This window comes from Micromonospora sp. RTGN7 (genome assembly GCF_033804645.1).
In the GTDB taxonomy this organism is placed as follows: Bacteria; Actinomycetota; Actinomycetes; order Mycobacteriales; family Micromonosporaceae; genus Micromonospora.
On record NZ_JAPZLF010000003.1, the window covers coordinates 187477 to 199359 of the forward strand.

At 71.5% G+C, this 11883-nt stretch carries 15 protein-coding genes; 3 read left to right on the forward strand and 12 right to left on the reverse strand.

Features of this window, described 5'->3' with window-relative positions:
• Positions 1–48 precede the first annotated feature (48 nt).
• On the forward strand, positions 49–372 hold the full coding sequence (locus tag SNR22_RS06260; RefSeq protein WP_320065497.1) for a hypothetical protein: 324 nt from the start codon (positions 49–51) through the stop codon (positions 370–372).
• A 59-nt stretch (positions 373–431) separates the two neighbouring features.
• Positions 432–629 carry a helix-hairpin-helix domain-containing protein gene (locus tag SNR22_RS06265; protein ID WP_320065498.1) on the forward strand — a complete coding sequence of 66 codons (198 nt, stop codon included), beginning with the start codon at positions 432–434 and terminating at the stop codon, positions 627–629.
• A gap of 117 nt (positions 630–746) precedes the next feature.
• Here the strand turns inward: SNR22_RS06265 and SNR22_RS06270 are convergent, their stop codons facing one another.
• The 12 genes from SNR22_RS06270 to SNR22_RS06325 are packed head-to-tail and all read right to left on the reverse strand — an operon-like array spanning position 747 to position 10933.
• Positions 747–1226, reverse strand: a complete 480-nt coding sequence (locus SNR22_RS06270) for a RidA family protein (protein ID WP_320065499.1) — start codon at positions 1224–1226, stop codon at positions 747–749.
• Positions 1223–1936, reverse strand: a complete 714-nt coding sequence (locus tag SNR22_RS06275) for a 2-keto-4-pentenoate hydratase (protein ID WP_320065500.1) — start codon at positions 1934–1936, stop codon at positions 1223–1225. Before SNR22_RS06275 ends, SNR22_RS06270 begins: the two co-directional genes overlap by 4 nt.
• A complete protein-coding gene (dmpG, locus tag SNR22_RS06280) occupies positions 1933–2955 on the reverse strand; it encodes a 4-hydroxy-2-oxovalerate aldolase (protein ID WP_320065501.1) in 1023 nt (340 codons plus the stop codon). Before dmpG ends, SNR22_RS06275 begins: the two co-directional genes overlap by 4 nt.
• Entirely contained in the window at positions 2952–3863 is a 912-nt protein-coding gene (locus SNR22_RS06285) for an acetaldehyde dehydrogenase (acetylating) (protein WP_320065502.1), read from the reverse strand. The genes dmpG and SNR22_RS06285 overlap by 4 nt, the downstream gene beginning before the upstream one ends.
• On the reverse strand, positions 3860–4654 hold the full coding sequence (locus tag SNR22_RS06290) for a 2-keto-4-pentenoate hydratase (RefSeq protein WP_320065503.1): 795 nt from the start codon (positions 4652–4654) through the stop codon (positions 3860–3862). The genes SNR22_RS06285 and SNR22_RS06290 overlap by 4 nt, the downstream gene beginning before the upstream one ends.
• On the reverse strand, positions 4651–6168 hold the full coding sequence (locus SNR22_RS06295; protein ID WP_320065504.1) for a 2-hydroxymuconic semialdehyde dehydrogenase: 1518 nt from the start codon (positions 6166–6168) through the stop codon (positions 4651–4653). Before SNR22_RS06295 ends, SNR22_RS06290 begins: the two co-directional genes overlap by 4 nt.
• Positions 6169–6187: 19 nt before the next feature.
• Positions 6188–6436, reverse strand: coding sequence for a EutN/CcmL family microcompartment protein (locus SNR22_RS06300; RefSeq protein ID WP_320065505.1), 249 nt, complete (start codon positions 6434–6436; stop codon positions 6188–6190).
• Positions 6436–6762: a BMC domain-containing protein gene (locus SNR22_RS06305; RefSeq protein ID WP_320065506.1), complete on the reverse strand. Its 327-nt coding sequence runs from the start codon at positions 6760–6762 to the stop codon at positions 6436–6438. Before SNR22_RS06305 ends, SNR22_RS06300 begins: the two co-directional genes overlap by 1 nt.
• A gap of 20 nt (positions 6763–6782) precedes the next feature.
• Positions 6783–7073: a BMC domain-containing protein gene (locus tag SNR22_RS06310; protein WP_320065507.1), complete on the reverse strand. Its 291-nt coding sequence runs from the start codon at positions 7071–7073 to the stop codon at positions 6783–6785.
• Positions 7074–7093: 20 nt separating this feature from the next.
• Positions 7094–7921 (reverse strand): 2-amino-5-chlorophenol 1,6-dioxygenase subunit alpha, encoded by an 828-nt coding sequence (locus SNR22_RS06315; RefSeq protein WP_320065508.1) that lies wholly within the window; start codon positions 7919–7921, stop codon positions 7094–7096.
• On the reverse strand, positions 7914–8900 hold the full coding sequence (locus SNR22_RS06320; protein ID WP_320065509.1) for a tRNA U-34 5-methylaminomethyl-2-thiouridine biosynthesis protein: 987 nt from the start codon (positions 8898–8900) through the stop codon (positions 7914–7916). Before SNR22_RS06320 ends, SNR22_RS06315 begins: the two co-directional genes overlap by 8 nt.
• Positions 8897–10933 (reverse strand): hydantoinase B/oxoprolinase family protein, encoded by a 2037-nt coding sequence (locus tag SNR22_RS06325; RefSeq protein WP_320065510.1) that lies wholly within the window; start codon positions 10931–10933, stop codon positions 8897–8899. Before SNR22_RS06325 ends, SNR22_RS06320 begins: the two co-directional genes overlap by 4 nt.
• Positions 10934–11054: 121 nt before the next feature.
• Here SNR22_RS06325 and SNR22_RS06330 point away from each other — a divergent pair, with 121 nt between their 5' ends.
• Positions 11055–11882, forward strand: a complete 828-nt coding sequence (locus SNR22_RS06330; RefSeq protein WP_320065511.1) for an IclR family transcriptional regulator — start codon at positions 11055–11057, stop codon at positions 11880–11882.
• The last annotated feature ends 1 nt before the right edge of the window (position 11883 follow it).

The window sequence follows — 11883 nt, forward strand, 5'->3', positions numbered from 1 at the left end:
GACGGGACAGGCCAGGCAGCCGCAGTGCCCCGATCGCTGCGAGGGCCGATGAGGGGCAGGTTCGACGTACTACAGCAGTGGTACGACGAGCCTGTCTTCCGCGGCTGCGCGATGCTGAACGCTGCCGCCCAGCACCATGTCGAGGCAGTACGTGCCATCACCGCGCGTCACCTGGGCCGCTACCTCGAACTCCTGACCGGCATCGCCAGCCGCGCCGGAGCCGCCGATCCGCACCTCCTGGGGAGGCAGTTGCTCATCCTGCTGGAGGGTGCAACGGTCGTCGCCGCACATCACTCCGCAGTCGGCGCCGGCGACCACGCTCGCCGCGCCGCCCTCACCCTGTTGTCGGCCGCCCGGAGCGTGTCCGGCTGATCGCGGCGCGCCACACGAGAACGATGCAGCCATAGGCCGGACGCGACATGATGGAGAGCGTGAATTCCTCCCTCGGCACTCTGCCGAAGATCGGTGCACCAGCGACGCGGGCCTTGAACAACGCTGGTTACACGGCCCTGCGTGACCTTGTAGGGGCGTCGCGCGCCGAGCTGGCCAAGCTGCACGGCATGGGGCCGAAAGCGCTCGAGATCATCCAGAGTGCGCTCGAGCAGCACAACCTGAGTCTGGGTGGGTAACTCAACGTCCGCGGGCACCCCGAGACCGGCTTCGGCGGCGAGTAGCCGGCCGAGGGCTGTACGTGTCCGACCATCCGCTGGCTCGGCACCGAGCGGAGGATTTAGGGACCGGAGCACTTAGCGCCCGCCGCCATCGTCTCCGCTGCACCGGCAAGCCGCAGCCTCGCCTGCTCGGGGTCTTCCTCGGACCGGCAACACCGCGATCCCCTGCATCTCGATCAGCAGGTGCGGGTGGGGCAGCTGGTGTACGGCCACGGTGGTGCGAGTCGGCCCGGTCTCGTCGAAGAACTCGGCGTACACGGCGTTGTAGCCGCCGAAGTCGTTCATGCTGACCAGGTACGTGGTGACCTGCACCAGGTCGGACAGGTCCGCGCCAACGTCCCGCAGGATGTCGCGCATGTTCTCGATCACGGCGCGGGTCTGCACGGCGACATCCAGCGACGCGGTGCCCAGGGCGTCCACCGTCGCACCGGCGATCGTGTTGTCGGGGCGACGGCTGCTCGTACCGGACACGAAGGCGAAACCGCCCGCGACCTTGACGTGCGGGAACCGGCCGCGCGGCACCGCCTTGCCGGCGACGACCCGTGCCCCGCTCATGCTGACGCCCTCAGCGACGTCGTGCCGAGCTGCTCGACTGTGACCCGCACGTGCGCGCCCGGCGTCAGCGGCACGGCGGCGGTCGCCGCGCCGGCCAGCAGCACCCAGCCGTCGCGCAGCTCCCCGGCGAGGCGTGCCGCCGCGGGCAGGGCGCGGCGCGGGTCGCCGAGTATCGCGGCGGTGGAGCCGATCTGCGTGACCCGGCCGTCGACCTCCAGCAGCACGCCGAGGTTGTCGACGCCGTCCGGCACCGGCCGCCACGGCCCGAGGACGAAGCCGGACGCGGACGTGTTGTCGGCGATCACCTCCGGCAGGGTGAACCGGAAGTCCACGTAGCGGGAGTCGATGATCTCGATGGCGGGGGCGATCGCGGCGATCGCGCCGCCCTCGATGAGGAATGCGACCTCTGGCTCGACCTTCGGGTGGATGCGCTCGGACAGATCCACCGTGCCGCCGTCCGGTATGTGCATCGCGTCGGTGAGCCGGCCCCAGATCACCTCGTCGACGCCCATCTGGGCCATCTTGGCGCGGCTGGTCAGGCCCAGCTTGAGCCCGACCAGGGCCTCACCGCGGTCCAGCCGCCGCGCCACCAGGGTCTCCTGCACGGAGTACGCGGTAGCCACGTCGAGACCGGCGTCGACGCCGAACTGCGCGACCGCGGTGTGTGACACGGCGGCCTCGTCGAGGCGGATGGCGAGAGTGTCGATCACTGTGGGTCCTTTCCGGCGTGCCGGACCAGGTCCAGCGCCACGTCGACGATCATGTCCTCCTGGCCGCCCACCATCCGGCGGCGGCCCAGCTCCAGCAGGATCGTGCGTACGTCCACCCCGTAACGCCCGGCGGCGCTCTCGGCGTGCCGCAGGAACGACGAGTAGACCCCGGCGAAGCCCAGCGACAGCGTCTCCCGGTCCACCCGCACCGGCCGGTCCTGCAACGGGCGGACCAGGTCCTCGGCGGCGTCCATCAGCGCGAAGACGTCGCAGCCGTGCTGCCAGCCGTTCAGCTCGGCCACCGCGACGAACACCTCCAGCGGTGCGTTCCCCGCCCCGGCACCCATCCCGGCCAGCGAGGCGTCTACCCGGCGCACCCCGTGCTCGACCGCGACGAGGCTGTTCGCCACCCCCAGCGACAGGTTGTGGTGTGCGTGGATGCCGATTTCCGTCGCCGGGTCGAGCACCTGCCGGTACGCGTCCGCCCGCTGCGCCACATCCGCCATCGTGAGTCGGCCACCGGAGTCGGTGATGTAGACGCAGTGCGCCCCGTACGACTCCATCAGCTTCGCCTGCTGTGCCAGGGTGCCCGGGTCGGCCATGTGCGACATCATCAGGAACCCGGCGACGTCCATGCCGTTCTCCCGGGCCCACGCGATGTGCTGCGCGGAGATGTCCGCCTCGGTGCAGTGCGTCGCCACCCGCACGCTGGTGACGCCGAGATCGCGGGCGGCCTTCAGGTCGGCGATCGTGCCGATGCCCGGCAGCAGCAGCGTGGTCAGCTTCGCGCGGGTCAGCACGGCCGCGGCCGCACTGATCCAGTCGGCGTCGGTCGCGGCACCGTGGCCGTAGTTGACGCTGGATCCGGCAAGGCCGTCGCCGTGCGCCACCTCGATCGCCGCCACCCCCGCCGCGTCCAGCGCCGCCGCGATCTCGGTGACCTGCCCGACCGTGTAGCGGTGCCCGATGGCGTGCATGCCGTCGCGCAGGGTGACGTCCTGGATGTAGAGGTCGGTCACGACAAGGCCATCCGTTCGGCGGTGCGCAGCGCGGCGCTGGTCATGATGTCGAGGTTGCCGGCGTACGCGGGCAGGTAGTGACCGGCGCCGGAGACCTCCAGGAAGACGGAGACCTGCAGCCCGGTGAAGTGCCCGCCGAGCGCCGGCACGTGCGCGTCCACCTCGGTGAACTGCACGTCCTGCTTGAGCCGGTAGCCGGGCACGTACTGCCGCACCGCCGCCGCCATCGCCTCCACCGACGCGGCGATCGCCGCCCGGTCGGCGCCCGCGTCCGGGCACAGGCAGTAGACGGTGTCGCGCATCAGCAACGGCGGCTCGGCCGGGTTCAGCACGATCACAGCCTTGCCGCGGCCCGCCCCGCCAACCACCTCGATGGCGCGGGCCGTGGTCTCGGTGAACTCGTCGATGTTGGCGCGGGTGCCCGGCCCGGCCGAGCGGGAGGCGATCGAGGCGACGATCTCGCCGTACGCGACCGCGGCGACCGCGGCGACCGCGGCGACGATCGGCACGGTCGCCTGGCCGCCGCAGGTGACCATGTTGACGTTGCGCTCGCCCAGGTGGGCATCGAGGTTCACCGGGGGTACGACGTACGGGCCGATCGCGGCCGGGGTCAGGTCGACTACCCGAGTGCCGTGCCGGCGCAGCACCGCGTCGTTGTGCCGGTGCGCTCCCGCGCTGGTGGCGTCGAAGACGATGCCGACGTCGGCGAACTGCGGCATCGCGACGAGCCCGTCGACACCCGTCGCGGTGGTGGCCACGCCGAGCCGGCGGGCCCGGGCGAGGCCGTCGGAGTCCGGGTCGATGCCGGCCATCGCCACCATCCGCAGCGACTTCGACAGCCGCAATACTTTGATCATTAGGTCGGTGCCGATGTTGCCGGAACCGATTACCGCCACGCCGGTGGTCATGCGTCACCCTTCGAGAAGCAGGCCCGGACGCTGCCCAGGCCGGAGATCCGAGCCTCGTACGCGGCGCCCGGAGTGACCGTCACCATCGGCCCGAGCGCGCCGGACAGCACGGTGTCCCCGGCGCGCAGCGGCCGACCGTTCGCGGCGAGCGTCGCCGCCAGCCAGGCGACGGCGTGCAGCGGGTTGCCCAGGCACGCCGCCCCGGCCCCGACGGAGACCGGCTCGCCGGCATGCTCCAGCACGGCCCCGCACAGCCGCAGGTCGACGTCACGTATCCGGCGCGGGGTGGTGCCGAGCACGTACCTGCCGCTGGAGGCGTTGTCTGCCACCGTGTCCACGATGGAGATGTCCCAGCCCGCGATCCTCGAGTCGACGATCTCGATGCTGGGCAGCAGGTGATCGGTGGCCCGTACCACGTCGGCGACGGTGACCTGCTCGTCGCAGAGGTCGCGGCCGAGCACGAACGCCACCTCCACCTCGACGCGCGGCTGCAGCAGGCCGCGCGGGTCGATCTCGGCGCCGTCGGGGACGGCCATGTCGCCGAAGATCACACCGAAGTCGGGCTGGAAGACCCCGAACGACTCCTGCACAGTCCGCGACGTCAGGCCCACTTTCGCCCCGACCAGCCGGCGGCCCTCGGAGAGCCAGGCACTGACCTGCGCCTGCTGCACGGCGTACGCGGCCGTCACGTCGCCGGCCGGTAGCAGGTCGTCGCGCAGCGGCGCCCGGGCGACCCCGGTGGCGTACGCGTCGCGCAGCGCTGCGGCCGCGCCGTCGATGTCGGCGTTCATCCGAGGTCCACGCAGACGTTGGTGAGTTCGGAGTAGAAGTGCAGCGAGTGCGCGCCGCCCTCGCGCCCCACGCCGGACGCCTTCACCCCGCCGAACGGGGTGCGCAGGTCCCGCAGGAACCACGTGTTCACCCAGACCAGGCCGGCGTCGAGCCGCGCACCGGCCCGGTGCGCGCGGCCCACGTCGCGGGTCCAGACGGTGGCGGCCAGGCCGTATTCGCTGTCGTTGGCGAGCGCGAACGCCTCGTCCTCGTCGTCGAACGGCGCGATGTGGCAGACCGGTCCGAAGATCTCCTCGCGGACCGTCCGGGCGTCCTGCCCGAGCCCGGTCAGGACGGTGGGCTGTACGTACGAGCCGCCGTCGCGGTTGTCGCCGAACGCGGGCACGCCGCCGCCGGCCAGCACGGTGGCGCCCTCGGCGCGGGCCAGGTCGTAGTGGCCGAGCACCTTTTCCCGGTGCTTACCGGAGATCAGCGGCATCGTCATCGTCGCCGCTTGCGACGGCCAGCCGAACGCCAGTTCCCCGGCGCGCTCCGCCAGCCGGGCCGCGAATTCGTCGAAGACCGGGCGCTGCACGTACAGCCGCTCGGTGCACAGGCACACCTGGCCGCCGTTGGTGAAGCTGGACCGCACGGAGCCTTCGACGGCCGCGTCCAGGTCGGCGTCCGCGAAGACCAGTCCGGCGTTCTTGCCGCCGAGCTCGAACGAGACGGCCTTCACGCCGTCCGCGGCGGAGCGCATGATGGCCGAGCCGGTCGCGGACTCGCCGGTGAAGGTGATCGCGTCCACGCCGGGGTGCCGGGTGAGGAACTCGCCCGCCGAACCGGGGCCGAAGCCGTGCACCAGGTTGAACACGCCCTCGGGTATGCCGGCCGCGGCCATCACCTCAGCCAGCACGGTCGCCGACGAGGGGGTCTCCTCGCTGGGCTTCACGACCACCGCGTTGCCGCACGCCAGCGCGGGCGCCACCTTCCAGGTCAGCAGCAGCAGCGGCAGGTTCCACGGAACGATGATCGCCACCACGCCGACCGGCTTGCGGACCGCGTAGTTCAGCGCCCGCCCACCGCCCGCCGTGACGGTGGTGAACGACTCCGTCGGCGTGGCCGTGATGATGTCGGCGAACGCCCGGAAGTTCGCGGCGCCGCGCGGAATGTCCAGGGTACGGGCCTGTGTCACCGACTTTCCGGTGTCGGCGACCTCGGCCGCGACGAGGTCGTCGAAGCGGCGCTCCAACTCGTCGGCGACCCGGCGGAGCACGACGGCCCGCTCGCCCTCGCCCATCGCGCCCCACGGCCCGTGCAGCGCGGCCCGGGCGGCGGCCACCGCGGCGTCCACGGTGGACGCGTCGGCTTCGGCGACGTGCAGGATCGTCTCGCCGGTCACCGGCGACACCTTCGCGAATGGGGTGCCGCCGGTGACGAATTCGCCGCCGATGTAGTTCGGCAGCAGCAGGTCGCCGCTCGGATGGCCGTCGATCAGGCCGCTCGGCCAGCGGGTGGTACGCCCGGATGTCATGGGCAACGCCTCTCGGTCCCTATCGTTCGGTCGGGGAGTCAGCGACGAGCGCCACGACGGCCGCGTCGGCCGTCGGCTCGCCCGTGGCTGCGGCGGCCGCCTCGTCTGTGACGACCAGCACGATGGTGCCGACGCCCACGTTGAGCGGGTCGATCGCGACGAGGTCGGGCCCGTCGGTGCGGGGCCGGACCAGTACCAGCCGGCGGCCCTGCAGCGACGGCAGGATCTTGTCCGGCCAGACCTTGGCGATGACCTCACCGAGCATCATCAGCTGTCTCCCCGCAGGCTCGCCATGACCTCGCGGATCCGGGCGGCCTCCGGGTCCTCCAGCAGCGCGGCCGTGGTGGGGTGCGGCTTGGGGTACACCTGCGAGCTGCGCAGGTCGCCGTGCGCCCGGATGGCAGCCTCGCCGGAGGCAACGGCCTGTCGGACGGCCGCGAGGGTGCCCTGCACGGCGACGGCGAGGTAGCCGCTGGTTACCCGCTCCACGGCGATACAGCGGACGTCCGCGGTTTTGATCATGGCTTCGATTCCGGCGGACAGGGCCACCACGCCCCGGGTCTCGACGATGCCGATGGCGATGTCAGAAGGCATTAGCTGTTCTCCTTACCGGGTCAGTTGCCGACGAGGCGGGGGTCGACGGCGAGCGCCGACACCGCGTCACAGGGGCTGGCGAAGACGATGGAGTGCACCGTCCGGCTCTTGGCCTTGGCGGTCGCCTCGCCGATGTCGACGGCCTCCTCGACGGTGGCCAGGTCGCCGCGCAGCGCGACGGCGACGATGCCGCCGCCGAGGCGGACGACGCGGGTCACCTCGACCTCGGTGGCCTTCACCATCGCGTCGACCGCGTCGAAGATGGCGGTGTAACCCTCGGCCTCGACGAAGCCGACAGCCATGTTCCGCATGGGTTCTCCTTTTCCGATGTTTAGGGCAGGTTCCAGGACAGGACGGCGCCGCCGGTGCCCCAGAGCGGTCCGTACGCGTGCAGCTGCGCCGGTCCGGCGGCCGCCCCGGCCCCAGCGGCGAACGCCAGCGCGCGGAACTGGCTGTCGGCCTGCGCCTGGCGGGCGAAGTCCTCGCGGATCTTCAGCACCTCGTCGACCTTGCCGGCGGTCAGCAGGTCCAGCACCCGCCGGTTCCAGCGGTCGTGCGCGGGGTCGCCGATGTGATCCTCGTGCGGCTCGATCCACTGCTGGATCAGGCCGGACGACATGCCGCTGACCACCACGACGGCGGCGCGTACGCCGGCCTCGCGGGCCGCGGCCGCGCCGGCCGCGCCGACGTCGGCGAGCGTCTGCGCGTCGGCGTAGAGGTTGCACGACACCTGCGACCAGCGCAGCTCGCGGCCAGGGTCGAGCAGCGCCGACGTGATGATCGTGCCGGTGTCGATCGGGAAGCCGTCGTAGCGGGTGCGCCGGGCCTGCATGCCGCTTTTCTGCACGTGATCGGCCCACCGCTCGGTGAACGGCACGTCGAAGCGCAGGTCGTAACGGAGCTCGCCGTAGTCGTAGGCGTACCAGTTCTCGTCGACGTGCTCGCCGCGCGGGTTCGGGTCGCACTGGAACTGGTGGCCCAGGACGGTGAACCACTGTGTGGACAGCAGCAGCACCACGTCGGGCTTGAGCCGGCGCAGCCGGTCGCCGACGTCGCGGGCGGCGCCGGCCAGGTCGGCCCAGCACTGCGCGGGCTTCTCCGCCAGCAGGTGCGGCATGCCGGGCAGCAGCGCCCCGGCGATGATTCCGGTGTCAGGCACGGCGTTCTCCCTCGGGCACCCACTCGACGACCGCGTTGCCGGTGCCGATGATCGTGCCGTAGCCCAGGACGTCGCCGGGCACCTGCGGCCAGCCCATCGCGGCCAGCATCCACGTGAGGCTGCCGGCCTTGGTCTCCGACGAGGTCGCCTCAATGTGCTCGGGGATCAGCTCGCGCAGCGGCGCGGTCGGCCCGCGGCGGATCGCCTCCAGCAGCTTCATGTCCCAGCGATACTGGTGGTTGTTGTACGGGTGCTCGCGCTCCATGTCCTCTGGCAGGTCCGGCTCCTCGTGCCAGTGCAGGTGCGACAGGGAGTTGGAGGCCAGCAGCACGGCGCGGCGGCCGGTGCGCTCGATGGCCCGGCGGGTCGCCTCGCCCAGCACCTCCATCTCCTCCAGCGACGCGTCGGAGTAGAAGTACGGGTTGTTGTTGGCCGACAGCGACACCACCGGGATGTCCCAGGCCGGGTTGACCAGGTGCAGCGCGCCAATCGTGGCGTAGTCCACCCGCACCCGCGGGTCGCGCAGCTTGCGGGTAACCAGGCCCAGGTCGCTGGCCTCGTCGGCGATGGCCTCGCCCAGCTCGACGTCGGAGCGGAAGTCGTAGGAGTACCGGAACAGGTGCGGGAAGATCGGCTCGACGGAGACGCCGCGCGGGTTGGGCACACAGTTGACGTGGTGGCCGACCATCGTGATCCAGTGCGGGGCGTGCACGATCAGCACGTCTGGGCGGTGCACCTCGCGGATGCGCTGCCGCAGCCGCTCGTACGCCCAGCGCAGCACCTCCCAGCCGCCGGTGGAGCGCGGCTCGTTCTGCGGCGGGTTCTCCGCGTAGATCAGGTGTGGCGGGTGCGGGCTCATCACCCCGGCGATGATGCCGGCGCGGGCGGGCGCCGTCTCCGGCACCCGGTCCGCGGTGTCGCCGCGGCGGGCGCCGCCCAGGCGGGCGGGCGTCACGGGCACCCGGAAGACTCTGCTCATGCCGGTCCCTCCCCGGTCGTGCCCCGGTCGGCCAACACCCGCACGAACGTGCGCTCGTCGGGTTCGGCGCCGAGGATCTGCAGCCCGTCGTCGTTGAGGGCCAGTTGGTCGTCGGCCAGGCCGGCGTCGTGCCGGACCCAGGCCCGCAGGGGAGCGGGGTGCGTGCCGTGGATCTCCACGAGGGCTCCCTCGGCCAGGCCGGCGCCGGGAGCCAGGTAGACGAGCCGCCGCCGGCCGCGCTCCCCGGCGTACGGCGCCCAGTCGGTGGTGGTGACGCGCAGCCATCGCCGCCTCCCGCGCATCTCCTGCCGGGTCGTCGCGGTCCCGCCGAGGTCGACGCGGCCGTCGTCGAGCCGCAGGCCGTAGCGGCTTTCGGCGTCGGCGGCACTGAGGTATCCCTGCGTTACGTCGTCGGCGACGTCGGCGGGTTCCCGGTCGAGCGGGTCACCCCAGCCGCCACCACCCGCGGACTCCATGACGAGGACGTCGCCGGCGCGCATCGGAAAGCCGGCGACCTTGCCGGGGGTCTCGAAGTCGACCCGCTCGCCACTCGCGCGGAGCACGAACGTGACGGTGGGGGCGCCGGGGCCGCCGTGGCGCAGACCGTACGGCGGCACCGTGGTGCGGTCGGTCTGCACGGAGTAGGCGCCGGTGCTCGCGAGCAGCCGGGTTTCGCGCCGGCTGCCGAGTCCGCCGCGGCGCGCCCCGTCGCCGCACGAGCCGAGGCGCAGCTCGGATGCGTCGACGTGGATGGGGATCTCGGTCTCCAGCCGTTCGACGGACTGGATGGTGGAGATGTCCCCCAGGTCGACGGGGTTCATCGCGCTCGGGCCGTCGGATTCGAGGAATCCACCGTTGCCACCCGCCGGGTAGTCGTAGTACAGGTAAGGCCGGCCGGTGCGTTGGTCCACGCCGCCGATGAGGTTCTGGAAGGTGGTTCCGAATTGGTCGGCCGCGATGAGGTCGGGCGCGACCTGGCTCAGCGCGGCCATGACGGCGGAGATGACGCGTTTGCGCACCTCGCTGTGCGCGTTTGCGGGCGCCGGGTAGGTGACGTGCACGACGGTGCCCGGCTCGGTGTGCACCCGCAGCGGGCGGAAGGCACCGTGGTTGACCAGGCCGCCGGGGTCGAGTGCGCTCTTGACGGCGATGAAGACGCCGGCGACGGTCATGGCACGCGAGGAGTTGACGACCGCGGCGACCTGTGTGGACGATCCGCGGAAGTCGGCGTCGATCTCGTCACCGTCGATGGTGAGTACGCAGCGCACCAGCGCGGGATCGTATCGGCCGTCGGTGTAGAGGTCGAGGTAGTCCTCGTAGCGGTAGACACCGTCGGGCAATTCGCGGATGCGGTCGCGCAGCCGCTGCTCGGTGCGGTCCATGTTTGCGGTGACACTGTCGACCAGGAGCTCGGCACCGTAGCGGCCGACGAGTTCGCGCAGCCGCCGCTCGGCGGTGTGGCAGGCGGCGATGCAGCTTTCCAGGTCGCCGCGCCGCTCGTCGGCCATCCGTACGTTGGCGAAGAGGATGGCGTACGCGGCGGCGTTGGGGCGGCCCTGCTCGATCAGTTTGATCGGCGGGATCCGCAGCCCTTCCTGAAGGATCTCGGTTGCCTGCCCGGAGACGCTGCCGGGGGTCATCCCGCCGATGTCGGCCCAGTGCATGCGTACGCAGGGAAAGAGGAACAGCTCGCCGTCGACGAAGACCGGGGTGATCAGGGTGACGTCGTTGAGGTGGCTGCCGCCGCGGTACGGGTCGTTGACGATGTAGAGGTCGCCGGGGCGCATCTCGTCGGCGAAGTCGGCGAAGATCTCGGCGACGGAGGCCGGCATGGCGATGACGTGCCCGGGCATGTCGCGCCCCTGGGCGACCATCTGACCCTTCGGGTCGAACAATGCACAGGAGAAGTCCTGCGCGTCGGCGATGACGGGGGAGTGCGCGGTGCGGAAGATCGTCTGGCGCATCTCGCGCACGATCGAGATCAGACCCTCGGTGACGATCTCGAGGTCGATCGGGTTCAACGTCTTGGTCATGCGACGCCTCATGTGTTCCGGCTCGTGGTGCCGAGCGGTTCGGCCTTGACCTCACGTGGACCACATCGTGGTCCGTGGTTTATATTGTGGGACACTACCAAGTGAGAAAGTGGGAAGCAAGATGTCGCAGGCCGCAGAACCCCCTCCAGCTGCGGAGGAGCCCGTCAGCCGGGAGTCCGGCACCCAGGCGCTCGACCGCGCCCTCAACGTGCTGCTGGCCTTCCGCAGCGGCAGCGTCGAACGCAAGGTCAGTGACGTCAGCCGCGAGCTGGGACTGCACAAGTCGACCGCCAGCCGGCTGTTCCGGGCCCTCGCCGACACCGGCTTCCTGCAGCGCAACGACGAGACCGGCGCTTACCGGCTCGGCGTCACCGTCTTCGAGCTGGGCGCCCGCTTCCTCTCCGGGCTCGACATGCACGCCCTGGCCCGGCCGCTGCTGCACCAGCTCGCCCAGGACGAGGGCGAGTCGGTCAACCTGTCCATCCGCGACGAGTTGGGCGCCCTGTCGATCTACATCGAGCACGGCACCCGCAACGTGCAGCTCGTCTCCCGCCTCGGCCGGCGCATCCCGCTATGGTGCAGCGCCGCCGGCAAGGCCCTGCTGCTCGACCTCGACGACGAGCAGATCCGCGCCATGTTCGCCGACACGCGGTTCACGCCGCTGACCCCCAACACCGTCACCGACCTCGACACGTTCGCCGAGCGTATGCACCAGGTCCGCGAGCAGGGGTGGGCACTTAACGACGAGGAGAGCGAGGAGGGCCTGCGCGTCGTCGCCGCGCCCGTGCGCGACCAGTTCGGCCACGTCACCGCCGCGATCAGCGTGTCGGGGCCGATCTTCCGCCTCGACGAGGCCCGCGTCGCCGAACTGGCCGCCGCCGCCGTGCGCACCGCCGACGAACTGTCGCGTCAGATGGGCCACGGCGTGGGCGCGGTCTGGGGGCACTGAC

What these genes read in the sequence shown, in the direction of transcription:
- SNR22_RS06310 (WP_320065507.1), bottom strand. Translation starts at nt 7,073, where the DNA reads ATGCGGAACATGGCTGTCGGCTTCGTCGAGGCCGAGGGTTACACCGCC.
- SNR22_RS06320 (WP_320065509.1), bottom strand. Translation starts at nt 8,900, where the DNA reads ATGAGCAGAGTCTTCCGGGTGCCCGTGACGCCCGCCCGCCTGGGCGGC.
- SNR22_RS06260 (WP_320065497.1), top strand. Translation starts at nt 49, where the DNA reads ATGAGGGGCAGGTTCGACGTACTACAGCAGTGGTACGACGAGCCTGTC.
- SNR22_RS06270 (WP_320065499.1), bottom strand. Translation starts at nt 1,226, where the DNA reads ATGAGCGGGGCACGGGTCGTCGCCGGCAAGGCGGTGCCGCGCGGCCGG.
- SNR22_RS06325 (WP_320065510.1), bottom strand. Translation starts at nt 10,933, where the DNA reads ATGACCAAGACGTTGAACCCGATCGACCTCGAGATCGTCACCGAGGGT.
- SNR22_RS06285 (WP_320065502.1), bottom strand. Translation starts at nt 3,863, where the DNA reads ATGACCACCGGCGTGGCGGTAATCGGTTCCGGCAACATCGGCACCGAC.
- SNR22_RS06330 (WP_320065511.1), top strand. Translation starts at nt 11,055, where the DNA reads ATGTCGCAGGCCGCAGAACCCCCTCCAGCTGCGGAGGAGCCCGTCAGC.
- SNR22_RS06300 (WP_320065505.1), bottom strand. Translation starts at nt 6,436, where the DNA reads ATGATGCTCGGTGAGGTCATCGCCAAGGTCTGGCCGGACAAGATCCTG.
- SNR22_RS06295 (WP_320065504.1), bottom strand. Translation starts at nt 6,168, where the DNA reads ATGACATCCGGGCGTACCACCCGCTGGCCGAGCGGCCTGATCGACGGC.
- SNR22_RS06305 (WP_320065506.1), bottom strand. Translation starts at nt 6,762, where the DNA reads ATGCCTTCTGACATCGCCATCGGCATCGTCGAGACCCGGGGCGTGGTG.
- SNR22_RS06290 (WP_320065503.1), bottom strand. Translation starts at nt 4,654, where the DNA reads ATGAACGCCGACATCGACGGCGCGGCCGCAGCGCTGCGCGACGCGTAC.